The sequence below is a fragment of the Rhodopseudomonas sp. P1 genome, from assembly GCF_039642825.1.
Taxonomy (GTDB): Bacteria; Pseudomonadota; Alphaproteobacteria; order Rhizobiales; family Xanthobacteraceae; genus Rhodopseudomonas; species Rhodopseudomonas palustris_H.
Genome location: NZ_CP088006.1, coordinates 4958172 through 4984939 on the forward strand (window position 1 = coordinate 4958172; position 26768 = coordinate 4984939).

Below are 26768 nucleotides of genomic sequence, written 5' to 3' on the forward strand. Positions count from 1 at the left end.
CGCGGCACGAGGATCGACCGACTCGGTTGGTCACGACCCGGCATGCTCTGTTTGGAGCCTCAGCGATGACCGCGTTTCGCACCACCCTGCTGATCACCGCCGCGAGCCTTGCGGCGCTGACGTCGGTCGCTCACGCCGACGCCGGCGAGCCGTGGGTGCTGGCCCCGGACAAGGGCTATGGCTACACCCGCGACGGCAAGACGCTGACCTACAAGATGGGCACCAGCAACGCCAAGGAGCTGTTCAAGGGCGCCAGGAAGGTGCCGCGCGAGACGCTGTTCTTTATCGGCGCCAACGGCCAGCTCTATATGCGCTCCGGGCCGTTCCTCGAAGGCGACGGCAACTTCAAGTTCGGCGCCGATCAGTAGCGCCGAACGCGATCGCGCTTCAGCGCTGCGCGCTGGTCTCGAACGCGGCGAACAGCTCGCGTGCGCCCGGATTGTTGCTGTTGGCGTCCATCCGCGCGTCGGTGACGGCAAGTAGCTTCGCGACCGTGTTGTGACGGATCGCCACCGGATTGCGCTCATAGCCGGAGCGCTGGAAGAAGTTCGAGGTCGGCACCACCTCGCGCATCTCCTGCGGCATCGTCACCATGTCGAGGCCGGTGCTGTCGCCGGTGAGATTCATCATCTCAAGTTCGGCGGCGGTGAGCCGCTCTGGATAACCCTTGCGCTGTGCGAACACCACCGAGGTCAGCAGCTTGTGAGTCTGCAGCAGCGGGCCGACATCGATGTCGAGCACCAGCGCGTGCACGCCCCAGCCTTGCGGGGTGCGGCCGAGTTTCTCGTGCTCGCTCCAATTGCCCGGGATCGAGCGCGCGAACGCCACCATCCGCTTCACCACCGCGATCTTGCGGTCGAGCGCCTGCCGCCGCGGCCCCGACAGCGTCGCGGCCTTCTCGCTGAGCGACTTGATGATCTGATTGCCCTGCTCGGCCAGCAGCACCAAGGTGTTGGTGGTGAGCAGCTGATTGTAGCCGATCGCGGTCGAGATCGGCCGCGAGCCGGGCCGCGTCTTGCTGAGCCCCGACTGCATGTCGTGATCGCCGTTGCCGCCGGTCTCGAACGCATAGACCCGCACCGCCTGATCGCGGGTCAGGCCGGCTTCGCGCGCGGCGCGGGCATAGGCGCGCTTGAACTCGACTTCGCTCGACGGACGCTGCGGCGTGAACTGATAGTATTCGGCGGCGGCGCGGACGAAGTCGGCGACCACCGGCAGCGACTTGCGTTCGCGCGGCGGTTCGGTCGACGGCTCCGGATCAATCGGCCGCTTCGGCCCGGTATAGACCGGCGGCTGCACCAGAACGTAGTCGTCCATCGTGATCTGCTCGCCGGTGCGGCGCTTGGCATTGCGGATGCGCCGCCGCTCGGCGATCGCGTCCCAATAGGCGCCGGCGTCGCGTTCGAATTCGGCCCGCGCGGCCTGATACTGTTGCAGGCGGTAGCGATATTCGGCGATCGCCTGCGGCGAGACGGCTTGCGCCATCGCATTCGCCACCGACGACGGCAGCGGCGCCGCGGTCTGGGCGAGCGCGTGGGATCCAAAAGCGAGCAGCGCGACCGGCGCGAGCCGGGCGAGATGGATGATCGAATGAGCCATGCCGCATCCTCGCCCGATAGGGTGAATGAACCGTTGCCCCACAGCTTGCGCCGGGCATCACAAGCTGTGAACCCGGCGATTGTTTGTTTGAGAAGACCATTCCGCATTCGTGCGACAGCGCACGGCGCTCGCTACTTCCAGGCGAACACCGGCTGTTCGAGATCGGCGACGCGGGTGACGCGGCCGGCCAGCATTTCGCGAAACTGATAGATCAGCGCCGCGGTCGGGGCGTGAATGAAGTCGTCCTCGTAGCGGAACCGGACCACGCGGCGGTCGCTCTCCGGGATCGAGGTGAAGTCGAACACATCCGGCGGCGCGATCTCGCCGAGGCCGACGTGGTGCACCGAGGCGACTTCGTCGGGGTTCGGCGCCAGCGGCCCCGCCGCCGCAGCCCACGCCACCACCGGCGTCACCAGATAGCCGGAGCGAGTCGGATAGTCGTCGAGGATGCCGAGCACATCGCCGGCATGAAGCGCGAGGCCGAGCTCCTCGTGCAATTCCCGCAGCGCGGTTTCAGGCGCGGTCTCGCCGGCATCGCAGCGGCCGCCGGGCAGCGCCCATTGATAGGCGTGGGAGCGCAGCCGCGGCGAGCGCCGCGTCAGCAGGAACGCGGCGCTGCCGTCCTCCATCGCCACCAGCGCGATCGCCACCGCGGCGCGTTTCAGTCCGTCCGGCGACAGGCCGTCGTCGTGGCGCGGAAAAGCCGCGCAACGCGCGGCGATCAGGGCTCGGGTGGCATCATCGTGCGCGTGGCTCATTCGTCTTGACTACACTGCGCACCTGACCGAGGAAACCGTTGCCGCCGCGCAACGCCATGCGGCGACGGAGATGCGATCGATGACCGAGACCACCACTGCCCGCAGCATGAAGGCCGACGGCTGGAGCGTGATCCACGACGACGGCTTCATCGATCTGGTCGGGCCGCTGTGGCACCGCTGCGTCGACGGCACCAACGAATACGCGATCGCGACCGCGGCCAAGCATCGCAACAAGCGCGGCCTGGTGCAGGGCGGGCTGATGATGACGCTGGCGGACCGCACCTCGGGCATCGCGGCGCGCGATCAGTCCGGCGCGCCGCATCTGGCCACGGTGCAGATGGACACGCATTTCGTCGACGCCGCCGAGATCGGCGACCTGCTGATCTCGCGGCCGCGGGTGGTGCGGACCACGCGCAGCCTGATCTTCACCTCGACCGAAGTCAGCGTCGACCGCCGCTGCATCATCCTGGCGCACGGCGTGTTCAAGATCGTACGGCCGCGCTGACGGCCGCCCTGCGGCTCAGGCGGTGCGGCACCACCGCGCCAGCGCGTCCAGCGTCACCAAGGTATCGCTAGCGCCCGCACCGGCCAGATGCCGATACGGCGCATCCGGCTCGCCGAGATCGCTCAGCACCGCCAGCGCGCCGGGAAAGTCGTCGCCCTCGGTGTAGAGCCCCGGGGTGACGATGGTCGGCAGCCCGGCAGCGCGCGCGGCGCGCACCCCGTTGGTGGAATCCTCGAACGCGACGCAAGCGGCGGCCGGCAGCTGCAGCGCGTCGAGCACGTGGAGGTAGATGTCCGGCGCCGGCTTCTTGGCCGGCACCACGTCGCCGGCCCCGACCGCGTCGAACAGCGCCATCGCGTCCGGCCCGAGCGAGGACTGAAGCAGCGCCTCGACATTCGGCAGGCTGGTGGTGGTGGCAATCCCGAGCTTCACGCCGGCCGCCTTGGCCTCGCGGATCAGCCGCGCCACGCCCGGGCGCAGCGCGGTGCCGGCAGCGACCAGCGCGGTGTAGCGGTCGGTCTTGGCGCGGTGCAGTTCGGGGATTCGATCAGCCGCCCGCTCAGCGCCCTCCGGCTCCGACTTCAGGAAGTGAGCGATCCGCTCCTTGCCGCCGGTGACGTCGAGCAGCTTGCGATACAGCGTCGCATCCCAATGCCACGGCAATTGCTCCGCCGCGAAGGTGGCATTGAAGGCCTGACGGTGCAGTTCTTCGGTTTCCGCGAGGGTCCCATCGACGTCGAAGATCAGCGCAGAAGGTATCATGGAACCAATTTACTCTTGGACGGTGCGAAGCGTCCAAAAAATGAACACAAATCGGACCTGACAATGACTTGGGCAAGGTGTAAAGCAAACTTTACAATCACCATCAAGCGCTCCGATGTCCGAGATCGACCACGACTATTCCGACACGCGTCGCTGCGAGAAGTGCGGCGGCGAAATGAAGCTGATCGGCCGGTTGCCGCGTCGCCTGCAACATCCTCCGCGCACCGTGTTTCGTTGCGCCGCCTGCGACGACGTCGTGCAGGAATAGCCAAGCCTATCCAGGCGCCCGGTCGCCCGGCGCCAGCGCGGCCTCCATCAGCGTCTGCAATTGTTTGGCGGTGAACGGCTTGGCCAGGCAATAGACGCCGTTCTCGACCGTCATCCCTTCCCGCTTTAGCATCGCCGCATCGAATTCCGGCAGCATCCCGCTGATCACGATGATCGGCAGCGCCGGCCGCGCCGCGCGCACCGCCGCCAGCACGCTCTTGTCCTGCACCTTGGGCAGGCTGAGATCGATCAGCACCAGCGCCGGATCGCTCCGGCTGAGCCAATCGAGCGCCGCAGCCCCGCTGTCGCACACCGAGACCTGATGGCCGGCTTTGCTCAGCACCAGAGTCAGCACCGTGCGCACCGCCGGCTCGTCGTCGACGACCAGCACCTCCATCACCACCTCTTGGCAGGCGTAAGGACCGTGAGCGCCGCGACGCAAAACAAAGACCGGCTATGACGGTGTCAGATTGCTGCAGTTTGCGAAACGAACGCAACTGGTAACGCTACGAGCGCGGGCAAAGATGCACGCCGTTCAGCGATGTTGGATCAGGGGAGTGCGGAAGCGAAGCGGATGGTGCCCAGGGAACGGGCGATCAGAACCATTCAAGATCGACTGGTTATGATACGCAGACAGTGGCAAAACTTCCCGTATATTCCGACCGTTCCTATGCAATCTAGCAGATGGTGATAACCCCGTCGGCGAACGTTTTTAGTGGCGGCCTCAGCGGTAGCCGACCTATTTCCCAACGGACGCGGCTGCAAAGGTGCACGGCGCTTCAATTGCTGAGCCGCGAGTTTGCCACGCGATTGTGGAAAATATAAAACTATAGGTTGCGGATGAACCCCCTCTCGCCCAGTTAAAAAACGAGGGAACTCTTTCTGACGCGGGGGGTCATGCCTTTTGCAGTTGAATTTCTGCCCGTCGGCGACAGCGACGGTGACGCGATACTCGTTCAATACGGCACTGAAAACAATTGGTACCTGAACCTAACCGACGGCGGCTATGCCAGCATCGGGGAGAAGGTAGTCGAGCACATCCACGAGCACTACGGTCGCGATATCACGATCCACCACATGGTCGTTTCGCATGCCGATAACGATCATGCCGCCGGGCTGATCGAAGTCTTCAAAAATTTCCGAGTCGGTACCCTCTGGATGAACCGGCCCTGGCTCTACGCACACGAGGTCATAAACGAATTTCACGGGAACTGGACGGTCGACGGTTGGATCGCGCATGTCCGAAGTAAGCACGAATATCTCGTCGAGCTAGAGAATCTGGCGCGTGCACGCGGCATGGAGCCGCAGGAGATCTTCCAGGGGGCGCAGATCGGACCGTGCACCGTGCTGGCACCCTCGCGCGAACGCTACATCCAGCTGATCCCAGATCTCGACAAGACGCCGCCGCCGTACCGGAGCGACGCCGCACCGAAATCACTCTTCGAGACGGCGAAGGCCGTTCTTGAGCGGGTGAAGGAAACGCTGCATATCGAGACACTGGAGCCGAACCCACCGGCAACGTCCGCATCGAACGAAACGAGCGTGGTGCAGCTCGCGGTCTATGAAAATCACCGGGCGCTGCTTACGGCAGACGCCGGACCGGACGCCCTCGCGGAAGCCGCGCGATATGCGCAACAGCACGGCCTGCTGGTCCGCCCTGATCTCGTGCAGATCCCACACCAAGGCAGCCGCCGTAACGTGACCCCCGCGGTCCTTAATGCATGGCTTGGGGAGCCGAACGGCGGCACGCCGGAGCGCGGACACGCGTATGTAATGGTCGGCGCGAATAAGCCCGATCATCCGCGCAAAAAGGTGAAGAACGCATTCATCCGCCGCGGCTATCCCGTCTATGTCGGGCGGACCGGCTGGATGCGCATGTACTGGGGCTGGCAGAAACGCGGCACGGCACTCACGCCTGAACCCTTCTCCTACGACGTCGAGGACGATTAATGAAAGGCCTCGATTCATACGCGCTGAAGGCGCGTTACTACCCCGCGCTGCTCGCGACTATTCCGGCCCTCGTCGCACTCGCTATCGTGATTTCGCGCGCGAAATTCAGTCTCACGACCGGCATTGCGTCGCTCGCGATCCCGGTCCTCGTGTTCGCCGCGGCCGATATCGCGCGGCGGGTCGGCAAACGGCTCGAGGAGAAGATCTATGCAGAGTCGGGCGGCAAGCCGTCGGTCACGATGATGCGCTACTCGGACGGCACGCTCGATGCGGCCTCGAAAGAGGGATACCGCGCGTTCTACGCATCAAAAATCAATCAGCCCATTCCCGCGGAGGAAGCCGAGAAGGCTAACGTCAAGGCAGACGATGCCTTCTACGAGCGGGGCGGCGCATGGCTGCGCGAGAATACACGAGGGAAGAAGTTCGGCGTCCTGCTCGCGGAGAACATCACATACGGCTACCGGCGCAACCTCCTCGGCCTGAAATGGCCGGCACTCCTGACGAACGCCGCGCTGATTTCGCTGTGCGGTTACTTCCTTTATAAAAAAGGCGAACTCAATACCGATGACGAAACTACGATCGCGCTCCTGATCGTCGTCGCACTCGCCGTTGTCCACTCGCTTTTCATGGCATTCAGCGTCAGCAAGCAGAGCGTGATCGAGGCGTCCCGGCAGTACGCGCGGCAGCTGATCTTGTCATGTGAGACGTTCATCGGAACGCAAGCAGCACCGGCCAAGCCATCGAAACCCAGAAAGACGAAAGCCAAGTGAATGGCTAACTTCCAGTATCATCCCAATGTTTCCCGTATGGACCGGCGGCCTGTCCCGCCGAGTTTTACTTTTTGCGATTTACGAGAACGAGCGTCGTAAGCAGCATAACGGCGCTCTTTTCCCATCCCAACTCGGGGTGAGGGTCAAGCGACTAATACTTCTTTGCTTCAAAAAGGCGGGACACAATTCCCGTTCTAAGAGCGTCCTCCGTATTCTCATGGGAAAACACTCTTAGTCTTTATTGGCGTTCAGTAACGTCGCCCCCTGATGATGTAGGTCGGTGCTACATGCCTTGCGGGAGGAGCGTAGAACTGCGATCGGGAGGGGGCATAAGTCCGAGTACGATAAGCAGGAGTGCGATATCTCTCGTTTGATAGCCTGCGGCCTGCCATTCCAGAAACTAACGGAATTACCCTTGGTGCGACCCTCACTGCGGCCCTGCCGAAGGCAGGCGCTTCAGCCATTGCAGGCGCATCCGTCGTTGTTCCGACTACCGTCAAAGCGCCGATGATGGCACCCAGAGCACTAAGCATTATTGACGATCGAGCCATCGTAATCTCCAGCTTGAAATCAGTTGAGGATAATTGTGCCGCATTCGGTCAAACACTGCGTGTCATCAAAGGACCAACGGGGCGTTTTGCCCGCTTGCAAAAAATAACGCCTTTGCAGAGTCGCGATGCTCCTAATTTTGTAGGCGCATATCTTTTCATCCCCGCTGGGATAGCTAAGCCTTTGAAATTTAATACCTATGGTGCCCAGGGGCGGGATCGAACCACCGACACTGCGATTTTCAGTCGCATGCTCTACCAACTGAGCTACCTGGGCGTCTTCCACCCGGTGCGAAACCGGGGGAGCGCCGGGTTATAGTCAGACACGGCGGCGCTGTCCACCCGTCGTGACGGTGTTTTGCCGGGGAAAAATTCACCGGATCGTCGCACAGCCGCCGCCCGGAATTCCGGCTCAATCCTCTTCGTCGTCGGCGGGCCGGCCGGGAATGGCGTAGGAGCCCGACAGCCAGCGATTGAGGTCGACGTCGCGGCAGCGCTCGCTGCAGAACGGGCGCGATTCGGCGGTCGCCGGCTTGCCGCACACCGGGCAGGGCTTGGCGCCGCGCGCGGGCGGCTTTGCCGGATCAGCCGGCATTGAGCCAGCCATGCCGGATCGGGAAGCCCTCGCCGCCGAGCAGCGAAATCGTCTCGTACAGCGGCAGCCCGACCACGTTGGTGTAGGAGCCGACCAGCTTGACCACGAACGAACCGGCGATGCCCTGCACCGCATAGCCGCCGGCCTTGCCGCGCCATTCGCCGGAGCCGACGTAGCCGGCGATGTCCTCTTCGGACAGCCGCTTGAACCGCACCCGGGTCTCGACCAGGCGCTGCCGGAACGCCTCCTTGGGCGTGACCAGGCAGACGGCGGTATAGACGCGGTGATTGCGGCCCGACAGCAGCCGCAGGCACTGCGAAGCTTCGTCGGTCAGCTCGGCCTTCGGCAGGATGCGGCGGCCGACCGCCACCACGGTATCGGCGGCGAGCAGATACGAGCCGCGCAGATCGTCGTCGAGCTGGATCGACTGCAGCGCCGCTTCGGCCTTGGCGCGGGCCAGCCGGTTGGCGCAGGCGCGCGGCAACTCGCCGCGGATCGGCGTTTCGTCGACGTCCGCCGGCCGCAGCGCATCGGGCTCGATGCCGGCCTGGTTGAGCAGCGCGAGCCGTCGCGGCGAGCCGGAGGCGAGAACGAGTTTGGGGCGGCCGAGCATGCGGAACTTTTGATTCGACGGGGTGGCGGGAGAGAGCGCGGAACCTATCGGAAGGCGAGTGCCGGGACAACAGGCGCCGGGCACAGAGCAGGACAGTCAACGCGCCGGCCAGTTCCAGGATGGACGCTCACCATCGCGGACCAGCGTCTCGCTCAGCTCTTTCTCGAGCACGATCTCGCGGCTGTCTGCCTCGCGGCGCAGTGCCGATACCAGCCCGTCGGCATGCGACACCACAACGATCTGCGAGCGTGTCGCGGCTGCGGCGATCAGCCGGGCGAGCGGCGCCAGCAGATCCGGGTGCAGGCTCGCCTCCGGCTCGTTGAGGATCATCAGCTCAGGCGGCCGCGGCGACAGCAGCGCGGCGACCAGCAGCAAATAGCGCAGCGTGCCGTCCGACAATTCTGCGGCTTTCAAGGGACGCAGCAGGCCGTGCTGCGCCATCGCCAGTTCGAAATAACCGTCGGCCTCGGACACCTCCAGCCGCGCACGCGGAAAGGCATCGTCGATGGTGGCCGCGAGCGCCTCGTGATCGCCGATCTCCAGGATGGTTTGGATCGCGGCCGCCAGATCGGCCCCGTCGCCGCCGAGCACCGGCGTGCGGGTGCCGATCTGCGGCCGCCGCGCCGGCGCATCGCGATCGGTACGCAGCTGATCGTAGAACCGCCAGTCCCGCATCCGATCGCGCAGCAGCAACAGTTCGAGCGCCTCGCGCGGATCGGCGCCGTGAGTCATCATGCTGTCGGCGGGGCTCAGCGACCGATACACCTCGCGCCACTGGCCGCCATCGTCACGCACCCGCACGAACGGACCGCGCCGTTCGGCAAACGCGTTGGCGCGGCCGAGCAGTTCGCCGGTCCACACGCTCTCGACCTTGATCTCCGGATCACGCGTGAAATGCGACGTCGCATCCGGCAGCGGCAGGCCAAGATCAATCGCATAGCCGTAATCCGGGCCGGCGAACCCGAGCTTGAGCGCAATACGGTTGCTGCGCGTCGTGCCCTGCACCGGATGAACGCCGCGTTTCATCGTGCGCGACAGCGTCTCGGGCCCGGCCCACAGCGTCGACGGCAAGCCGCCCTCGGCGGCCAGCGATTGAATCACCCGCCCCTGCGCGATCTCGGCGAGCAGCCGCAACGCGCGATACAGGCTCGACTTGCCGGTGCCGTTGGCCCCGGTGACGACATTGAGTGGCCCGAGCGACAACCGAACATCGCGCAGCGATCGGTAACCCGAGACAGCGAGACGCGTGATCATTGCGATTTCCGATCGTGTACCAACGCTTGATGGATAGCAGATACCGGGCGAGCGGCCAAAGCATGGAGCCGCAGTCTGCGAAGGGAGCGCGCTTCTCTTTGCATGCTTGCGCCCCTTCCCCGCGGAACGTCACGCCGGGGCGCTCGCGCAGCGAGCAAACCCGGAATCTCGATGTGCAGGAGGCCGTGCTCCACAAGCTCGGGATTCCGGGTTCGCGCCTGGCGGCGCGCCCCGGAATGACGAATGTGGAGGCCAGTACTCAGGGCGTCGTGCGAAAGGCGTGCAAAGCAAGTCACGTTTTGCCGAAACGGATGACCAGCTCTCAACTACTCGTTCTCGCTGCCGTGGCGACCGAAGCATCATCGCATGCGATGGATGCACATGACCGGGATGACTGAGCCCGCACCATCGGCGGCGAGCTCCCTCGCCCCGCTGTTGCGGGGAGAGGGTTGGGGTGAGGGGCAGACGCAAGCACTGAGTCTCGGCCTCGCCGAAACGCCCCCTCACCCGGATCATCGCTGCGCGACGATCCGACCTCTCCCCGCGCGCGGGGAGAGGTTGCGCTGTGCCTCGCAGCGACCAACTACTCGTTCCCGCCGCTGTGGCGGCCGAAGCGTTTGTAGATGCGTTGCATCAGGGAGTCGGCAACTTCGCGGTAGGCGGCGAGCTTTTGTTCGCGGTTGCCTTCGGTGCCGGTGGGATCGTAGGTCGGCCAGTATTCGACGTCGACCGCGTGGGCGCGGGTCAACTCCAGTGCCTTGTGGTGCGCTTCCGGCGACAGCGTGACGATCAGGTCGAAGTTCAGCCCCTCGTAATCGTCGAGCTCTTCGAACGTGGTCGGCTTGTGCTTGGAGATGTCGAGACCGCGCTCGGCCATCACCGCCACGGCAAACGGATCGAGTTCGTGAGTCTTCACGCCGGCGGAGCGCACATACATCGTGCGCGGCGCGATGCCGCGCAGCATCGCCTCCGCCATCGGCGAGCGCACGCTGTTCATGCCGCAGGCGAACAGCACCGCGTGCGGCAGGCCGGTCCGCGACGGCGGTGTCATCACCATCGTCCGCCGCCGCTCGGCCCACGCCAGGTTGCCCTGCGCGCGCCGCGCATCGTCAGCCCTTCCAGTGCAGCACGGAAATCAGCGTGAACAGCCGCCGCGCGGTCTCGAAATCGATACGGACCTTGCCGGCCAGCCGCTCCTGCAGCGTGCGCGAGCCTTCGTCGTGGATGCCGCGGCGGCCCATGTCGATGGCTTCGATCTTGTCGGGCGTGGCGGTGCGGATCGCCTGATAGTAGCTGTCGCAGATCATGAAGTAGTCCTTCACGATGCGGCGGAACGGCGTCAGCGACAGCAGATGGGTGATCACCGGCGCGCCATCCTCGCGGCGGATGTCGAACATCAGCCGGTTGCCGGTAATGCCGATGTGCAGCGTGAACGGTCCCTCGCCCGCGCCCTCGGGCGCGAACAGGTTCTTTTCGACCAGATCATAGATCGCGATGGCGCGCTCGTGCTCGATGTCCGGTCCCGAGCGCCCGATCGATTCCTCGTCGAGCGTCACCGCGACGATGCGATTGTTGGAATCGTCTGGTTCCGGAGTGCTCATCGCTGATTCAGACGCAGTCCCACCGATCGCGCATGCGCGTCCAATCCTTCGGCCTTGCCGAGCGCCATCGCGGCCGGGCCGAGCGCGGCGAGCTGTTCGGGGCCGCACTTCAGGATCGAGGTGCGCTTCATGAAGTCGAGCACGCCGAGGCCGGACGAGAACCGCGCCGAGCGCGCGGTCGGCAGCACGTGGTTGGAGCCGCCGACATAATCGCCGATCGCTTCCGGCGTATGGCCGCCGAGGAAGATCGCGCCGGCATTGCGGACCTTGGCGGCGAACGCTTCCGGATCGGCGGTCATGATTTCGAGATGCTCGGCCGCGATCGCGTTGGCGAGCGGGATGGCGTCGTCGAGCTTGGCGACCTTGATGATGGCGCCGAACTCGTCCCACGAGGCCCGCGCGATCTTGACCCGCGACAGCGTAGTGAGCTGCGCCGCGACCGCGCGCTCGACGTCGGCGGCGAGCACCGCGCTATCGGTAATCAGAATCGATTGCGCATTAGCGTCGTGTTCGGCCTGCGCCAGCAGATCGGCGGCGATCCAATCCGGGTTGGCGGTCTTGTCGGCGACCACGACGACTTCCGACGGGCCGGCGATCATGTCGATCCCGACGCGGCCGAACACCAGGCGCTTGGCGGCGGCGACATAGGCATTGCCCGGGCCGACGATCTTGGCGACCGGCTGAATCGTCGCGGTGCCATAGGCCAGCGCAGCCACCGCCTGGGCGCCGCCGATGCGGTAAATCTCGGTCGCACCGCCGAGCTTGGCCGCAGCCAGCACCAGCGGATTGAGCGTGCCGCCGGGCGACGGCACCACCATCACCACGCGCTCTACGCCTGCGACCTTGGCCGGAATCGCATTCATCAGCACCGACGACGGATACGCCGCGGTGCCGCCGGGCACGTACAGGCCGACCGCCTCGATCGGGCTCCAGCGCCAGCCGAGCTCGACGCCGAGCGGATCGGTGAAGCGGTCGTCCTTCGGCAGCTGCCGGCGATGAAAGAACTCGATGCGATCGCGCGCCAGCTTCAGCGCGTCGACCGTCTCGGAATCGCACGCCTTCACGGCGGCTTCGACTTCATCCTCGCTGACCCGCATGCCGGCGGCATCCAGCGTCAGCCGGTCGAACTTCTCGGTCGCCTCGAGCAGGGCAGCGTCGCCGCGATGCGCCACGTCGTCGACGATGGCGCGGGTGGCGGCCTCGATATCCGCCGCGACCTCCCGCTTCATCGCCAGGAAGGCTTTGAATTTGGAAGCGAAATCGGGACTGGCGTTATCGAGACGAAGGGGCATGTCGATTGATCCGGCAGGCGGCTGCGGCGGGGCGGCCTCTGCTCAATGGCGCGGCGCCTTACCGCCGTCAACCCTCATAACCTGCGGGGTTTGTCGGACACCGCAGAGCGCGCCCTGCAGCGCACTCAGCCGAGTCCACCGAGGTTTTCCGGCGGAGCCTCGCCATCGCCGACGCCGAGCGCGTCCGGACCGAGATCGGTCAGGGCGCATTCGAGGCATTCGACGTCGAGGCGCAGCATGCCGCCACGGGAAAACATCATCACCACGCTGCCGCCGGGCGGCTCCGGCGCGGCGTAGAATTCGAGGCCGATCAATTCGAGCGCCTCGTCCTTGGCGTTGATGTCGATCGCGCGCGACTTGCAGGCCAGCACCCGATCGAACCGCAGCGCCGCGATCAGGCGGCCGGGGACCGGTTCGCCCGACAGCGTTTGCTCCCAGTCGAGCCGGTGCAGGCCGATCACCAGGCGCTTTTCGGCCTGGCGCCAGACGATGTCGCCGATCTCGACCCGGGCGTCCTGCACATGGGCGGAGATCACCGCAAGATCGTCAGGATCGAAGGCAAGCAGCTTGAGATCGCCCACGGCCGGCCCCTTCGCGGCATCAGCCGCTGATGCGCTCGATGTTGGCGCCACAGGCCGACAGCTTCTCTTCGAGCCGTTCGAAACCGCGGTCGAGATGATAGATGCGGTTGACCATGGTCTCGCCTTCGGCGGCGAGCGCCGCGATCACCAGCGACACCGAGGCACGCAGGTCGGTCGCCATCACCGGCGCGCCGCGCAGCCGCTCGACGCCGTCGATGGTCGCAGTCTCGCCGTCGAGCGAGATCTTGGCGCCGAACCGCGCCAGCTCCTGGACGTGCATGAAGCGGTTTTCGAAGATCGTCTCGGTGATGTGCGAGGCGCCCTTGGCGCGGGTCATCAGCGCCATCAGCTGGGCCTGCAGATCGGTCGGGAAACCCGGGAACGGCGCGGTGGTGACGGTCACCGGGCTGATGCCGGCGCCGTTGCGCGAAACCTTGATGCCGTCGTTGTTGACCGTGATGGTGGCGCCGGCCTGGCTCAGCACGTCGAGCGCCGCCTGCAGCAGCTCGGGGCGGGCACCGGAAAGCTGGACCTCGCCGCCGGCCATCGCCACCGCCATCGCATAGGTGCCGGTCTCGATCCGGTCCGGCAGCACGGTGTGGCGGGCGCCGTGCAGCTTGGCGACGCCCTCGATGGTGATGCGCGGCGTGCCGGCACCGGCGATCTTGGCGCCCATCTTGTTGAGGCAGTCGGCGACGTCGACGATCTCCGGCTCGCAGGCAGCGTTGTCGATGATGGTGGTGCCCTTGGCGAGCGCCGCCGCCATCACCGCCACATGGGTGCCGCTGACCGTGACCTTGGGGAACGTGATGGTCGCGCCTTTGAGGCCGCCCGGCGCCTTGGCGATGACATAGCCGCCGTCGATCGTGATCTCGGCGCCGAGCTGTTCCAGCGCCATGATCAACAGGTCGACCGGCCGGGTGCCGATGGCGCAGCCGCCCGGCAGCGACACTTTGGCTTCATGCATCCGCGCCACCAGCGGCGCGATCACCCAGAAGCTGGCGCGCATCTTCGACACCAGCTCATAGGGCGCGGTGGTGTCGACGATGGTCTTGGCGGAGATGTGCAGGGTCTGCCCCTGATATTCATGGTCACCCGGCCGCTTGCCGGCGGACATGATGTCGACGCCGTGGTTGCCGAGGATCCGCTGCAGCAGCGCGACGTCGGCGAGGCGCGGCACATTGTCGAGAATCAGCGTCTCGTCGGTGAGCAGGGCCGCGATCATCAAGGGCAGCGCCGCGTTCTTGGCCCCCGAAATCGGGATAGTGCCCCGCAGCTCGTTGCCGCCGATGATCTTGATCCGATCCATGCCGATTCCCGCTGATTTGCTGTGGAATTATACGGCAGGAGCGCCGCCCGTGGCAAAAGCGTGGAATTTGAGGCGATTTCAAGGGCGGGGGCGGTCGCGGCAGGCCCAGGCTGGCCTGCCGTCGTTGTCGAGAGCGGGCGAAATCCGCCTTACCAGCGCTGGCCGTAGGTCCGGTAGTCGCGGTGGCGCGGCTCGCGGAACGCCGCCCGCGGGTTGACGATGCAATCGGCCAGCCGGCCCGAGGCAGCGGCCCGGCACTGCCCATAGGAGGCGTAATTGCAATCGCCCGGGTAGCCGTAGCCGGGCGAGGTCAGGCAATAGGGATAGTCGCGCGCTTCAGCCGGGGTTGCTGCCGAGAACAGACCGGCACCGGCCAGGACGGCGGCAAACGCGAGGGCGGCTGTGCGCGGCGTCGCGCCACTCTTCAATTTCGATAGCATTCCTTGATCCTCCGTGATCTGCCGCACCAACCGAGCTTCGGCTTGGTCGTTCCTGCCCAGCGAATGGTTCGCAGCACCGTGATAGCAGCGCAAGCTTCGGCCGCCGCCCGCATCACGTTTTGATACCACGAGTTTTGCCGATGTGACCGCATTCCGTCGCGCACGCCGGAACGACGGCGCCAAGCCGCGGTTGGTGAGCCAGTCGGTGCGATCGCACCATTCACCCGATGGAGGTTCTATGACATCCCGACTGACTCGATTGACTGGTGTTGCCGCTGCCGCGCTGCTGGCGACCACGATGGCCGCGGCTGCGCAGAGCCAGACCGATTCCCGCGGCAACGCGATGGGCTCGCAGAACGTCGGCAACGGCGCCCCGCACACCGGCACCATGGCCCCCAGCACCACCACCGGCATGGGCGGCAAGGGCATCAACGGCGCCAATCATCCCACCCCGTCCTCGACCCAGGGCGACACCGGCCCGCGCGGCAACAACAACGGCACGATCAGCGGCAACGCCGGCCGCTAACCGCTCAGGCGGATCGGATTACTTCAGAGCCCTGGCTTCGGCCGGGGCTCTTTTCGTTGGTGGGGATCAACCGGCCAGATAGCTGTGCAGGGCGGCGACCACCTGGGCGCCCTCGCCGATCGCGCCGCCCACCCGCTTGACTGAGCCAGACCGGACGTCTCCGACTGCGAACACGCCGGGCACCGAGGTCTCCAGCGCCTGCGCCGGCCGCTGGCCTTCATCCGCCGAGGGCCCGCCGGTGACGACGAAGCCGGCGCGATCCAGCGTCACGCCGCAGCCGTCGAGCCAGCCGGTCGCCGGATCGGCACCGACGAACAGAAACAGATTGCTGACCGCCATGGTGCGGTCCTCGCCGGAGAGCCGGCTGCGCAGTGTCGCCTGCCTCAGGCCGGTCTCGGGCGAACCATCGAGTGCCACCACCTCGGTGTTGAACACCAGCTCGATGTTCGGCGTCGATTCGATCCGCTCGATCAGATAGCGCGACATGCTGGCGGCAAGCCCGCCGCCGCGAACCACCATGTGCACGCGCGCCGCGTGGCCCGATAAAAAGACCGCCGCCTGCCCGGCCGAATTGCCGCCGCCGACCAGGATCACGTCCTGCTGCTTGCACAGCCGCGCCTCGATCGGCGAAGCCCAGTAGTACACGCCGCGACCTTCGAACTCGGGCAGCCGCTCGATCTGCGGCCGGCGATAGCGTGCACCGCTGGCGACCACGATGGCGCGGGCGCGCAGCTCGCCGCCGTCGTCGAGCGCCAGCTTGAAGGTGCCGTCGTTGCAGCCGCACACCAGCGACTTCACCTCAGTCGGGATCATGATGTCGGCGCCGAATTTCTGCGCCTGATTGTAGGCGCGCGCGGTGAGCGCCATGCCGGAAATGCCGGTCGGGAAACCAAGATAGTTTTCGATCCGCGCGCTGGCGCCGGCCTGGCCGCCGAACGCGCGCTGATCGCACACCGCGACCGTCAGTCCTTCGGAGGCGGCGTACACCGCGGTCGACAACCCTGCCGGCCCGGAGCCGACGATCGCGACATCGTACAACTTGGAGCGATCGATGTGGCCGTTCATTCCCATCGCCCGCGCCAGCTCGGACTCGCTGGGGTTGCGCAGCACCGTGCCGTCCGGGGTCACCACCAGCGGCAGATCGCGCGGCGCTGGCGAATAGCGCGCCACCAGTTCGGCGGCGTCGTGATCGGTCGCAGGATCGAGCAGATGATGCGGCCAGCCATTGCGGGTGAGGAAGCCCATCAGCCGCACCGCGTCCGACGCATTGGCCGAGCCGATCAGCACCGGGCCGCCGACGCCGCCCTGGATCAGATTAACCCGGCGCAGGATCAGCGCCCGCATGATCCGCTCGCCGAGATCGGCCTCGGCGACGAGAAGACCGCGCAGCCGGTCCGGCGGGATCAGCAGGCATTCGACCTCACCCTCGGCGATGCCGTCGACCAGCGCGACGCGGCCGGACAACTGGCCGATTTCGGCCAGGAACTGCCCGGGCCCCTGCTCGGCCACCGGGGTGATGTAGCCGAGGCCGTCGCGCTGGCTGACCGCGACATGGCCGGACAGCACCACGAACATCCCCGGACCGGGCTGGCCAGTCTCGAACAGCCGCGCGCCATCGGCATAGCGCCGCACCTCACCGAACCGCCGGATGCGATCGATCTCGGCCGGCGTCAGCTCCGGAAAGGTCTGATCATGGCGATCGACCGGCCTGACTTGAGAGGCATCCGGCCGGTCGTTCCCAGAACTCGAATCCGCCATGCCTGTGCCTCTTCGCTTGGTCGCGCCGGTTGTCAGTCGCCGCCAGCATCACCGCGCTGGCTGGCGGTATCATGACCGCCGGTATCCGGCGTGTCTTGCACGATCGCGACAGGGCGTGCGGGCTCCGGCTCGGCGCGGCCGCGGGCCTGCGCCTTGCGGCGTTTCAGATTGGCGCGCAGCGCCTCGGCCAGCCGCTGCTCGCGACCAGAGCCTCGCGGGGGCGAATTCTGCATATCGGCCATGGTGAATACTGCTGAACCCTCGGTTCCATTGTTCGACATAATGGCTTCGGCATGTTGCCGCGAGTGAGACAACGATGACAATCGAGGTTTCGGGGATCGCCCCGGCTGCGCAGCGGACGCTGGCGGTTTGGCACGACGTGTTCGTCAGCCGGGACTGCGATCGGATGCGGCCGCTGCTCGCCGAAACGGTCGTGCTGCATTCCCCGGTGGTGCGCTCGCCGATCGTTGGCCGCGCCGCCTGCCTGCTGGTTTTGTGCACGGTCTCCAGCATTTTTCAAGGATTTCGCTACCATCGCACCTACGTTGGCGGTTCACAGGAGGTCGCGCTGGAATTCAGCGCCGCGATCGACAGCTGGGATCTCAAGGGCATCGACCTGATGCACTTCAACGACGACGGCGAAATCGCCGAATTCGAGGTCCTGATCCGCCCGTTGCGGGCGCTGTCCGCCCTCGGCGAGGAAATCGGCCGCCGCATCGGGCCTCAGCTGATGCAGCTCAAGCGTGGCGATCCGGTCCGCTGACCCTGGTCGGCCCCACCCGAATCCGCCTGCCGGCGCCCGGCCGACGTGATGAAACCAATTCGCGAACCTTATGGCCGGTTTTTCCCCGGCATCCGGCGCGATCCGCTTGCGCCGGCGGATGCCCTGTGGCAAGGAACGGCCGCGCCGCGCGGGAGCCCACTGGCTGATTCCCCGCCCGGTCGATGCTGCCGTAGCTCAGTGGTAGAGCACTCCCTTGGTAAGGGAGAGGTCGACAGTTCAATCCTGTCCGGCAGCACCATTAAATCTCAATCAGATCAATAACTTGCCGACAGTCGCACTGGCTTGCAAGAATCTCGATTGCGCATAAATTGGCAGGACAAAGCCTGAAACTGCGTGCCCATCCGTGCCGCTGACCCAAGCTGTTCGAGATATGTTCTGCGCTTCTTAAAGATTGTCGGAAGCAGAACGATCAACCTGTTGCATCTATTCTGCTCCCGGTGAGAATGCATCAGCTCCTCAACTTGCGCTGAGCAGCCTCAAGGTCGGCACCCTCCGCCTCAATCTCCCAGTTTCGCCCAATCGAACGCAGCAGGTCTGCCGTTCGTGGCCAAGGCTCACACGCCTTGGCGGCGTCAAAGGCCGCTTTTGCCAACGCTCGCTCTTGTTCACCGCCATCGTAGACGCCACGAAAGTGAGCGCCTCTCATATTGTATCGCTCGATTGTCAGAGCGCGTTCTATTTTGGGTGATGAGAGCCTCTCTATCTGATCTCGAACTGCCTCATGCGGCCACACCCCGCTGTCAGCCGGTGGCGCATGAGCAAGAACCTTGCCGACATAAGAGTCGGTTATCTCGGCCCGCTTTGTTTCAGTGCCGATCCGCCTAAACTCGTCGATCCAGTTCGTCAGAATCTCGCGGCTCACTCCTTTGGCATCGTGGCCGGGCAATCGTTTGAAGCCGGAAAGCAACCGGTAGCTCACTTGGGCGTTCGCTTTTTCCACGTCGGAGGCTTCGTCTCTTTGGTCGTCATCTGCTCGAAATACGTTGCGCAAAATCTGGTGAAACACGGCCGGATCTCGGGCCATCGCATCGTAAAGACGAAGTCTTCGGTCCTCGTACTCAAGCAAGGGAAAAAGCTTGTATTCTCTAGTCGCGACGTCACTCTCTGAAGCATCCTCGCGTCGGTCCAATGCCTCCAACGCCTTGGTTACGTAATAGGTTGTCATGGTATCGGCGCGGTCCGGTCTCGACTTCAACTCGAGGACAATGTCGTCCAGCAACCGGAGCAGAAGTCGAGTTGGTATCTCTGCCAGGCGGTCAAGGCATGATTGGAGTGCTTCTATCGGACGTCGATACCTTAGGCGCATCAGCGTTGACCGCAGCAACTCGGACCGAAGCCCCTTCAAATAGCGTGGAGGCAAGAGGCGCCAGTATGCAGCTTCGACGTCGCGGCCAAGGCTAGCTCCCGCTCGCCAAGTCTCACGATCATCAGGCCACGCTGCCAACAGAGCGGCGATCGTCTCCGGGCTCACTTGGCTCTCGTCACGCAACGACTCCAGCCAGATCAACGCTCGCTGGAGCCCTATGATTCCTCTGTAAAGCCCCGACAAGCCAACCGTGAGACTACCGACGGGATCATCAGCAAAGCTAAGCGCCAGTAGCTCACCGAGCCTTTCCTCGCCCAAATTGCATCTGCTGAGTGTCTCCAAAACTACGTACGTATGACGCACTTCCTTCGCTAAGCGCAGGACTGCGGACACTCCCTCCGCTGAAATCAGATTGAGCAAAGCCTCTATTCGCTGAGCGTTCTGGATTTTCTGATCTACATCGTCAATGAGCCCCGTATCGCTAAAGAGCTGCGCGAGCGTGACGACTTGATCGGAAGGAGCATATTTTTCAACCAAGGCCTTAAACGGGGCGAGTTCCTTTTCTGGCAGAGCCCACCCGGCACCTCGGAAGCGCTCATGTCGCAACACCTCATCTCGGACTCGAGACCAGAGCCCCTTCCGCTCCACGTCAGCTAAATTGCTGAACAAGACGTCCAGAGCTTTTAGAGCCTTCCCACGCGGCTCGGGCGGGAACGACGACATGCCCCGAATTAGTCGCTCCCAACGCGATGGGTCATTCGAAGCCAGTTCAACCGCTCGCTCGCACAGGGACGCTTGAAACGACCAATAGTCTCGATTTGTAATTGGCTTTCTTTCAGCAGCACCAGCTTCTCTTAGTCTTGGCTTCGCTGTGGGACTCGACACCCCAAGCTCTGTCGGCAAGAGCTTCAGCAGTAGCTCCCAACCTACCTCCGGATATGTTGCAACGACTTCATCAATGACAGCGATGCGCTGGCTTCCAGAGGCGTTGGTGTTGGGAGCCCACGGGATGAAAATCTCTACCAAGCTGTTCATCGGGCGATTTGAGATATACCCTCCAGGATCAAGACGGGCGAGGCGAGCAAGAATTAGGACAGACCGCCTAAAATACTCAGGGTCCCAAGCCATAGTTTCCAAAGCCCAGAGCACACCTGTATGCATTGACGTCGGAGACAGAAAGCCTTGGCGCTCTATAAAGATCGGCTTGATGGCTGATCCATCACCCCCGAGCATGTGCTCGAGGGCCAACAACAAAGGGGATGGCGCAGCCTCTGCCAAAAGAGGCAACTCATCTCGAAGCGCCGCGAGCAACCGAGGGTCCGAGTTCAGCCCCCGCAGCTCTTGTAAAGTTCGATTTGCGAACGCTTGTCCGTTCTCTGTCCCAAGATTAACCCGAGCAATCTCGCCCCAAGCTGCAAGTAACAACAAGGTGGTGGCTAGCCCCTCTCTAAGCCATGCACTGCAGAGGGAAGAATCCTTCCTGGACAGCGAGAACAATGCATTTGGATCGGGCTCAGGCTCCACTTCGGAAAAGACTTCCACCATCACAGCGCGCAGTCGCTCGGCTTGTTCCGCCCCGAGCAACCGGCCCACGTGAATGAACGCGTCCATAGGAGCACGTACTTTCCACACTGATCCTTCCAGATCGAAAGGTGGGTCCGCATCGGCTAAGTAAGTCCTGACTTCCGCTTCAAGCTGGGAGCAATCAATTCCGGCCAGGCGTGTCACGAAGTCCCTGTCCCGGGGGTTGCTGGAATCCCAAGCACCCGCGAGGATCGCGGGCAACAGCTGGGTTCCTTTTTGGGTCCAAGCCGGAGGATCGTACGACCCCCCTGGAATCAGACGAGCGAGCGCCGTCAAGCTGCGGCCACTATATCTCGCATAGGTGAGGGCAATGTTGTCATCTAGCCCCATCGAGCGCATCGCCATGCCCATGGCATGCGCAGTTGGCCTCGTTAGATTGAAAGCACCGACGGCTCGCTGATGCCTTCCAAGTGGGACGAGCGTGGTACCCATCGCCGAGAATTGCGACGGCGATTTTGCCGCATCTTGCCTCAAGAGGAGAACCAATTGCCCCCTCCGTGGCAGCTGACGGCCGGCCGCGCTTGAGTCTACGACTACGGTTCTCGCCTCCAAAAACAAACGCTGGTCAAGAGCAGATTTTCTAATAGCCGCAACGGCAAACGCCAGAGCTTCATCGGGAGAGTCGGCCGCAACTACTACCGCGTTTTCCGACTTTGAAAGCTCCTCAATCAGGCGACCGGCTTCTTTTTCGCGCTCGCAAAGTAGAACGTCTTCTGTAATCGGCGGACTGAATCTTCCCGCAAAATCGACCCAATACTCTTCTGTGCTGAGCACCCCATTAACCGGAACCGTCTTTATAGTGTTTCTCGCATGCCAAGCAGAGACGGCAGGGTTTGCTTGAAGCCAGGTTTCGAGCTGCATGCCGTCTATGTAGCGGACGTCTTTCCAATGAGACTCCTTCTTTCGGGCATTCACAAAGTCCTCAATTTTATTGTCTTTGTTCGAGCTATCCCACGTTCGTGGGGAGACAAAAACGTATGTGCTGTTTCTCTGTACGTCCTCAGGAGTTTCAGCGGTGCGCTTGGCGAAATCACCTATTGCTTTACTTTGGTAATCGACATTCGTACCGAATTCCCAGAATGTTTCCCCCAAGGGCACGTTCAGGGCGTCTACCGAACTTACGAGATGACCATCGAACCCGCGAACTTGTCCCTTGTCTCCGCTCGGAAACCGGATCGAAGCGATGTCCGGGACCGACGCCCGAATAAGATCAGAGACAATCTGCGGCAGCTCTGTGCGAGCTAGAAGGGTTCTTGCCCATTGCTCAAGCTGGCTGGCGGTTATCCATTTCATCAATGCTCACGCCTTCGAAAGAATTTTTGCTGAATGGTGCGACAACTCTGATGGAAGTTCTTTGCTTGATCGATCATCTCCAGAAACGAGAATCATCCGAACACGGCAGCGGAACAATTATCTCAAAAATGATGATCGCTCGCCATCGTTTGTCGCTCCCCAGTTTGCGAGCATCCTTTCTGCCTCGGCCGGCTCTCGCTTTATCCTGTAGATCGCCTGCCTGCTCAGGCCGGTACTTCGTGACACCGCTGATGGCCCCCCCTTGCGCGACCATTTCCAGCACGGTGGCAAGCTGTTCCCGCGAGAAGCTTGGTTTTCGCCCGCGGTAGCGCCCCTCCTTCACCTTTGCCGCATCGATACCGGCGCGCTGAGCCTCTTTCGTTGCTTCAGCCTGAGCCTGGGCAGTGGCGGCCATGAACGCAATCAATGCGTCCCGAACGGCTTGATCCATCGGGTCCTTCGTTGCGCCATCAAAGGTCAGATTGTTGATGACCGTACGTACGATGACGCCCGTTCGCATAAATTCCCGAATGGTGTCGCAGACGTCCGCGTAGTTGCGGCCTAGACGATCCACCCAGCGGACGAGCAACATATCGCCACGGCGAAGAAGGTCGAATAGCCGGTGCCCCTGAGGCCGGTCCTTCAGCATTGTGCTGACGCCGGAGACGCCCTGATCGGCAACAACGTGGTCGACCAGAACCTCGCACTACAGGAAGCGGCGCTTCGCGCTGCGGGGTGCGACCTGATCCGATCGGAGAAGAGGTCCGGCACCACGACCACCGGCCGGGCTGAGCCACAGACCGTGTTGGACTTTCTTCGCGACGGCGATGTGCTCATGGTGACGCGGATCGAGCGCTTGGCCCGCAGCATCGGCGACCTGCAAGACATCGCCCGCACCGTAAGGGCTAAGGGCGCGAGCCTCAAGGCCACTGAGCAACCGATCGACACCAGCACCGCAGCGGGCAAGGCGTTCTTCGACATTCTGGGCGTGTTCGCCGAGTTCGAGACGAACTTGCGGAAGGAACGCCAACTGGAGGGGATCGCCGATGCCAAGGCCCGAGGCGTCTACAAGGGCCGCAAGCCGGGCATCGATCCGGCGAAGATCAAGGCGCTGAAGGCCGAGGGCATGGGGCCGTCAGCCATCGCGAGGGCGCTGAACATCGGCCGGGCGTCGGTCTATCGGGCATTGGAGGCAGGTTGACGCTCATCGGCCGATCAGTGTTTTTCGATCGCAGCCGCCCGCCTCGGCGATTGCCCGATATGGGAGTGTGACAACTGCGCCCGAGACTGATACACACATCGCACTGGCCAGCTGAAAAACATCAACGATTTCAGTTAAAAAAGCGCTTCCTGCCAAAGTTCAATCCTGTCCGGCAGCACCAGCGATTTGTAGACAGCCGTCTCAGGCTCGGTCCCTCCCCAAACATCTTGAACACTTGGCGCGCTCGGTTTCGCGGGCTTGCATCGGCGTTCGCGATGGCAGGACACTGCGAGGAGAGCATGCCGATGCGTATTCCGATTGAAATTCGCCCGTGAGTAGAATTTCATAAGGCTTTGCGGCTGGGGGATTGCCGAGATGTTTCAGCTGTTTTCACGCGCCAAAACCGCCAACCAGTTTCGGGCCCGCAACGCGGCGCGGGACGCGGAGACCGATGCGGCGCGGGTCGGTTCGATCGTTTCCGCGATCGAAACGGCGCTGCTGGCGGCGCAGGCCGAACATGCCGGACTGAGCGAGCGGCTCCACGACGTGCTGGCGCGGGCGGCGATCACCGTCGGCACCGAGACCGACGAATATATCGACCGCGCCCCCGAGGACACCGCACTGCAGAACCAGTACAGCACCGAAATCGCCAATGGCGAACGTCGGCTGCGCGAACTGGAGACCAGCATGGGCCACTACCAATTCCTCAAGACGGTGCTGGCGACGCGTTTTCCCGAACACGCGGCCGCCGACGGCGCGAAGTAGCCCGAGAGGTCGCCAGATCGAGCCGACGGCTCACCGGTGAGTTCCGCGCTCTTTCTCCGTGAACATTCCATGAACCTCGGCTAGACTCCGCCGCATCGCTCCCGAGCCACGAGATTCGCAAATCCCATGACCGATCTGACCATCACCTGCCCGAACTGCGCCTCGTCGGTGCCGCTGACCGAGTCGCTGGCGGCGCCGCTTTTGAAGGACACGCAGGCCAAATACGAGCGGCTGATCAAGCAGAAGGATCAGGACATCGCCGGGCGCGAGCAGGCGCTGCGGGCGCAGCAGGCGGAGGTCGAGAAGGCCAAGGCGGCGGTGGCACAGCAGGTCGCCGACCAGGTGACGGCGGCGCGGGCGCGGATCGCCGCGGAGGAAGCCGCCAAGGCGAAGCGTCTCGCCGAAAACGATCTCGCCGACAAGGCGCGGCAGCTTGCCGAGCTGCAGGACGTGCTGAAGAGCCGCGACGCCAAGCTGGCCGAAGCACAACAGGCGCAGGCGGAGTTCGTGAAGAAGCAGCGGCTGCTCGAGGACGAGAAGCGCGAGCTTCATCTGACGATCGAGAAGCAGGTCCAGGCTGGCCTCGAAGAAGCGCGACAGAAGGCCCAGCAGGCCGCCGAGGATAATCTGCGGCTCAAGGTCACCGAGAAGGAAGAGCAGATCGCCGCGATGCAGCGGCAGATCGAGGATCTGAAGCGCAAGGCCGAACAGGGCTCGCAGCAATTGCAGGGCGAGGTCCTGGAGCTCGAACTCGAAGCCTCGCTGCGCGCCAAATTTCCGCACGACCAGATCGAGCCGGTGCCGAAAGGTGAGTTCGGCGGCGACGTGCTGCAGCGGGTGGTGAGCGCCGCGGCGCAGCCGTGCGGCAGCATCCTGTGGGAATTCAAGCGCACCAAGAACTGGTCGGACGGCTGGCTGACCAAGCTGCGTGACGACCAGCGCAAGGCCAAGGCCGAGCTGGCGCTGATCGTCTCCAACGCGCTGCCGAAGGGCGTGCACACCTTCGACCATATCGACGGCGTCTGGGTCACCGAAGCGCGCTGCGCGATTCCGGTGGCGATCGCGCTGCGGCAGTCGCTGATCGAGCTCGCCGCCGCGCGGCAGGCCGGCGTCGGCCAGCAGACCAAGATGGAGCTGACCTATCAGTACCTCACCGGCCCGGCATTCCGGCAGCGGATCGAGGCGATCGTCGAGAAGTTCACCGAGATGCAGAGCGATCTCGACAAGGAACGCCGCTCGATGATGCGGATGTGGGCCAAGCGCGAGGCGCAGATCCGCGGCGTGCTCGAAGCCACCGCCGGGATGTATGGCGACCTGCAGGGCATCGCCGGCAAGGCGCTGGCCGAGATCGACGGCATGGCGCTGCCGATGCTGGAAGACTTCAGCGACGACGACGGCGACAGCGAAGCGGCGTAAGTCCGGTTCTATCCGCCCGCGCACACGCGCGTGGACTCACGCGATCGTCCGGGCCTGTTCGGCGAGCCGGTCGCGGTGCTCCGGCGCGGCGGTGGCGATCATCCGCCGCGCGCGCTCCGCGAGGCTGCAGCCACGCAGTTCGGCGACGCCCCATTCGGTGACGATCGCATCGACATCGGCCCGCGGCGTCGTCACCGTCTCGACCCGCATGACGATCCGGCTCGCCCCGTTCAGCGCCGTCGCCGGCAGCGCGATCAGCGCCCGACCGCCCGGCGAGGCATTGGCGCCGCGGACGAAATCGAGCTGACCACCGATCGCGCCGATCGCAACGCCGTTCAGAGTCTCGGCATTGACGCTGCCGTCGAGCCCAACCTGCAGCGCCGAGTTGATTGCAGTCAGCCTGCTGATCCGCCCCAGCACACCGTGATCGTGGGTGTAGGCGGCCGGCTGCAGCCGCACCGACCTATTTTGATGCGCGAACCGATACAGCCGCTGCGTGCCGATCAGCTGATTGGTGACGGTCACGCCAGGATCGACGCCCTTGCGCGCATTGGTGACGACGCCGCGCTCGATCAGCTCGACCACCGCGTCGTTGATCAGGCCGGAGTGGATGCCGACGTCGCGGGCATGCGCCAGCGACGACAGGATCGCATCCGGAATCTTGCCGACGCCGAATTGCAGCGTGGCACCATCGGCGATCAGCCCGGCGGCGTTGGCGGCGATCTGGCGGGACACGTCATCAAGTGTGCCGGACGGCAACTCCAGCGGCTGGCGCCGCGCGGCGACGCGAATGTGGATCGGCACATCGCCCGGCCACTCCGCACCATAAGTGAACGGCGCATCCGGATTGATCTCGGCGATGACCACCCGGGCGCGGCACGCGGCATCGATCACGTAGTCGCACGACAGGCCGGCGCTGAGGCGGCCGTCGGGCGCTTCCGCGAGCTGCACCAACACGACATCGGCGCGGTGGCGGCCGGTGGCGAAGTCGGCACAGAACGCCGAGTAGTTGCTGGGAATGACATCGAGCCGGCCGGCGCGCGCCAGCTTTCGAGCGTTGCCGATCACGCCGTAGCTGACGAACGAGACGTTCGGCGGCGCGGCCGCGAACGTGTCCGAGAACACCGGCCCGACCATCAGCCGGAACGGCGGCAGATCGGCCGCCTGCGCCATCAGCGCCTCGGTCAGCGTCAGCGGCTCGGCGGTCGCCTGGCCGCACACCACGAGATCGCCGGCGCGGATCAGGCCGGCGAAGTCGATCGACGCGCTCTGGGCTGGCATCGGCGGTGCT

General features: G+C 64.2%; 27 protein-coding genes, 2 tRNA genes and 1 pseudogene. 11 read left to right on the plus strand and 19 right to left on the minus strand.

Annotation, left to right across the window (positions count from 1 at the left end):
* Nucleotides 1–65: 65 nt before the first annotated feature.
* On the plus strand, nt 66–368 hold the full coding sequence (locus LRC39_RS22915) for a hypothetical protein (RefSeq protein ID WP_346295747.1): 303 nt from the start codon (nt 66–68) through the stop codon (nt 366–368).
* 19 nt (nt 369–387) lie between these two features.
* Here the strand turns inward: LRC39_RS22915 and LRC39_RS22920 are convergent, their stop codons facing one another.
* Both LRC39_RS22920 and LRC39_RS22925 read right to left on the minus strand, forming a co-directional pair.
* Nucleotides 388–1599, minus strand: a complete 1212-nt coding sequence (locus LRC39_RS22920) for a hypothetical protein (protein ID WP_263989786.1) — start codon at nt 1597–1599, stop codon at nt 388–390.
* A 131-nt stretch (nt 1600–1730) separates the two neighbouring features.
* Nucleotides 1731–2357, minus strand: coding sequence for an NUDIX hydrolase (locus LRC39_RS22925; RefSeq protein ID WP_346295748.1), 627 nt, complete (start codon nt 2355–2357; stop codon nt 1731–1733).
* A gap of 79 nt (nt 2358–2436) precedes the next feature.
* Here LRC39_RS22925 and LRC39_RS22930 point away from each other — a divergent pair, with 79 nt between their 5' ends.
* A complete protein-coding gene (locus LRC39_RS22930) occupies nt 2437–2862 on the plus strand; it encodes a PaaI family thioesterase (protein WP_104512854.1) in 426 nt (141 codons plus the stop codon).
* A 15-nt stretch (nt 2863–2877) separates the two neighbouring features.
* Here the strand turns inward: LRC39_RS22930 and LRC39_RS22935 are convergent, their stop codons facing one another.
* Nucleotides 2878–3624, minus strand: a complete 747-nt coding sequence (locus tag LRC39_RS22935) for an HAD-IA family hydrolase (RefSeq protein ID WP_346295749.1) — start codon at nt 3622–3624, stop codon at nt 2878–2880.
* Nucleotides 3625–3739: 115 nt separating this feature from the next.
* Here LRC39_RS22935 and LRC39_RS22940 point away from each other — a divergent pair, with 115 nt between their 5' ends.
* Nucleotides 3740–3892 carry a hypothetical protein gene (locus tag LRC39_RS22940; protein WP_263989789.1) on the plus strand — a complete coding sequence of 51 codons (153 nt, stop codon included), beginning with the start codon at nt 3740–3742 and terminating at the stop codon, nt 3890–3892.
* A 6-nt stretch (nt 3893–3898) separates the two neighbouring features.
* Here the strand turns inward: LRC39_RS22940 and LRC39_RS22945 are convergent, their stop codons facing one another.
* Nucleotides 3899–4288 carry a response regulator gene (locus LRC39_RS22945; protein ID WP_346295750.1) on the minus strand — a complete coding sequence of 130 codons (390 nt, stop codon included), beginning with the start codon at nt 4286–4288 and terminating at the stop codon, nt 3899–3901.
* A gap of 500 nt (nt 4289–4788) precedes the next feature.
* Here LRC39_RS22945 and LRC39_RS22950 point away from each other — a divergent pair, with 500 nt between their 5' ends.
* Both LRC39_RS22950 and LRC39_RS22955 read left to right on the plus strand, forming a co-directional pair.
* A complete protein-coding gene (locus tag LRC39_RS22950) occupies nt 4789–5841 on the plus strand; it encodes a ComEC/Rec2 family competence protein (RefSeq protein WP_346295751.1) in 1053 nt (350 codons plus the stop codon).
* Nucleotides 5841–6611 (plus strand): hypothetical protein, encoded by a 771-nt coding sequence (locus LRC39_RS22955; RefSeq protein ID WP_346295752.1) that lies wholly within the window; start codon nt 5841–5843, stop codon nt 6609–6611. Before LRC39_RS22950 ends, LRC39_RS22955 begins: the two co-directional genes overlap by 1 nt.
* Nucleotides 6612–7360: 749 nt before the next feature.
* On the opposite strand, the gene LRC39_RS22960 is transcribed toward LRC39_RS22955, so the two are convergent.
* From LRC39_RS22960 to LRC39_RS23005, 10 genes are all read right to left on the minus strand, one after another.
* Nucleotides 7361–7436, minus strand: a tRNA-Phe gene (locus LRC39_RS22960).
* A 135-nt stretch (nt 7437–7571) separates the two neighbouring features.
* Entirely contained in the window at nt 7572–7754 is a 183-nt protein-coding gene (yacG, locus tag LRC39_RS22965; protein WP_142883586.1) for a DNA gyrase inhibitor YacG, read from the minus strand.
* Nucleotides 7744–8367, minus strand: coding sequence for a Maf-like protein (locus LRC39_RS22970; RefSeq protein WP_012497704.1), 624 nt, complete (start codon nt 8365–8367; stop codon nt 7744–7746). The genes yacG and LRC39_RS22970 overlap by 11 nt, the downstream gene beginning before the upstream one ends.
* Nucleotides 8368–8463: 96 nt before the next feature.
* Nucleotides 8464–9621 (minus strand): AAA family ATPase, encoded by a 1158-nt coding sequence (locus tag LRC39_RS22975; protein WP_346295753.1) that lies wholly within the window; start codon nt 9619–9621, stop codon nt 8464–8466.
* A gap of 583 nt (nt 9622–10204) precedes the next feature.
* Nucleotides 10205–10672 carry a low molecular weight phosphatase family protein gene (locus LRC39_RS22980; protein WP_107357630.1) on the minus strand — a complete coding sequence of 156 codons (468 nt, stop codon included), beginning with the start codon at nt 10670–10672 and terminating at the stop codon, nt 10205–10207.
* 58 nt (nt 10673–10730) lie between these two features.
* A complete protein-coding gene (locus LRC39_RS22985) occupies nt 10731–11222 on the minus strand; it encodes a UPF0262 family protein (RefSeq protein WP_107357030.1) in 492 nt (163 codons plus the stop codon).
* On the minus strand, nt 11219–12514 hold the full coding sequence (hisD, locus tag LRC39_RS22990) for a histidinol dehydrogenase (protein WP_107357031.1): 1296 nt from the start codon (nt 12512–12514) through the stop codon (nt 11219–11221). Before hisD ends, LRC39_RS22985 begins: the two co-directional genes overlap by 4 nt.
* A 125-nt stretch (nt 12515–12639) precedes the next feature.
* On the minus strand, nt 12640–13095 hold the full coding sequence (locus LRC39_RS22995; protein ID WP_107357032.1) for a DUF2948 family protein: 456 nt from the start codon (nt 13093–13095) through the stop codon (nt 12640–12642).
* Between the two features lie 19 nt (nt 13096–13114).
* Nucleotides 13115–14404 carry a UDP-N-acetylglucosamine 1-carboxyvinyltransferase gene (murA, locus tag LRC39_RS23000; protein ID WP_346295754.1) on the minus strand — a complete coding sequence of 430 codons (1290 nt, stop codon included), beginning with the start codon at nt 14402–14404 and terminating at the stop codon, nt 13115–13117.
* Nucleotides 14405–14553: 149 nt separating this feature from the next.
* Nucleotides 14554–14844 carry a DUF3551 domain-containing protein gene (locus LRC39_RS23005; RefSeq protein WP_107346744.1) on the minus strand — a complete coding sequence of 97 codons (291 nt, stop codon included), beginning with the start codon at nt 14842–14844 and terminating at the stop codon, nt 14554–14556.
* Nucleotides 14845–15082: 238 nt separating this feature from the next.
* On the opposite strand from LRC39_RS23005, the gene LRC39_RS23010 reads away from it, so the two are divergent.
* Nucleotides 15083–15370, plus strand: a complete 288-nt coding sequence (locus LRC39_RS23010; RefSeq protein WP_263989801.1) for a hypothetical protein — start codon at nt 15083–15085, stop codon at nt 15368–15370.
* A 66-nt stretch (nt 15371–15436) separates the two neighbouring features.
* On the opposite strand, the gene LRC39_RS23015 is transcribed toward LRC39_RS23010, so the two are convergent.
* On the minus strand, nt 15437–17128 hold the full coding sequence (locus LRC39_RS23015; RefSeq protein WP_346295755.1) for an FAD-dependent oxidoreductase: 1692 nt from the start codon (nt 17126–17128) through the stop codon (nt 15437–15439).
* 32 nt (nt 17129–17160) lie between these two features.
* Entirely contained in the window at nt 17161–17370 is a 210-nt protein-coding gene (locus LRC39_RS23020; RefSeq protein WP_107346092.1) for a hypothetical protein, read from the minus strand.
* Nucleotides 17371–17444: 74 nt separating this feature from the next.
* On the opposite strand from LRC39_RS23020, the gene LRC39_RS23025 reads away from it, so the two are divergent.
* Both LRC39_RS23025 and LRC39_RS23030 read left to right on the plus strand, forming a co-directional pair.
* On the plus strand, nt 17445–17891 hold the full coding sequence (locus tag LRC39_RS23025) for a nuclear transport factor 2 family protein (protein WP_346295756.1): 447 nt from the start codon (nt 17445–17447) through the stop codon (nt 17889–17891).
* A 184-nt stretch (nt 17892–18075) separates the two neighbouring features.
* A tRNA-Thr gene (locus LRC39_RS23030) sits at nt 18076–18150 on the plus strand.
* A 210-nt stretch (nt 18151–18360) separates the two neighbouring features.
* Here the strand turns inward: LRC39_RS23030 and LRC39_RS23035 are convergent.
* On the minus strand, nt 18361–22095 hold the full coding sequence (locus LRC39_RS23035) for a hypothetical protein (RefSeq protein WP_346295757.1): 3735 nt from the start codon (nt 22093–22095) through the stop codon (nt 18361–18363).
* A gap of 117 nt (nt 22096–22212) precedes the next feature.
* Nucleotides 22213–22792, minus strand: a pseudogene (locus LRC39_RS23040) (recombinase family protein); the annotation flags it as partial.
* Here LRC39_RS23040 and LRC39_RS23045 point away from each other — a divergent pair.
* From LRC39_RS23045 to LRC39_RS23055, 3 genes are all read left to right on the plus strand, one after another.
* Nucleotides 22781–23296: a recombinase family protein gene (locus LRC39_RS23045; protein WP_346295758.1), complete on the plus strand. Its 516-nt coding sequence runs from the start codon at nt 22781–22783 to the stop codon at nt 23294–23296. The pseudogene LRC39_RS23040 and the gene LRC39_RS23045 sit on opposite strands and share 12 nt — an antisense overlap.
* A 375-nt stretch (nt 23297–23671) precedes the next feature.
* The gene (locus tag LRC39_RS23050) at nt 23672–24061 is read left to right on the plus strand and encodes a hypothetical protein (protein ID WP_346295759.1); all 390 of its coding nucleotides are present in this window, start codon (nt 23672–23674) and stop codon (nt 24059–24061) included.
* Between the two features lie 126 nt (nt 24062–24187).
* Nucleotides 24188–25477: a DUF2130 domain-containing protein gene (locus LRC39_RS23055; RefSeq protein WP_346295760.1), complete on the plus strand. Its 1290-nt coding sequence runs from the start codon at nt 24188–24190 to the stop codon at nt 25475–25477.
* A gap of 36 nt (nt 25478–25513) precedes the next feature.
* On the opposite strand, the gene LRC39_RS23060 is transcribed toward LRC39_RS23055, so the two are convergent.
* A complete protein-coding gene (locus LRC39_RS23060; RefSeq protein WP_346295761.1) occupies nt 25514–26758 on the minus strand; it encodes an acetyl-CoA hydrolase/transferase family protein in 1245 nt (414 codons plus the stop codon).
* Nucleotides 26759–26768 lie beyond the last annotated feature (10 nt).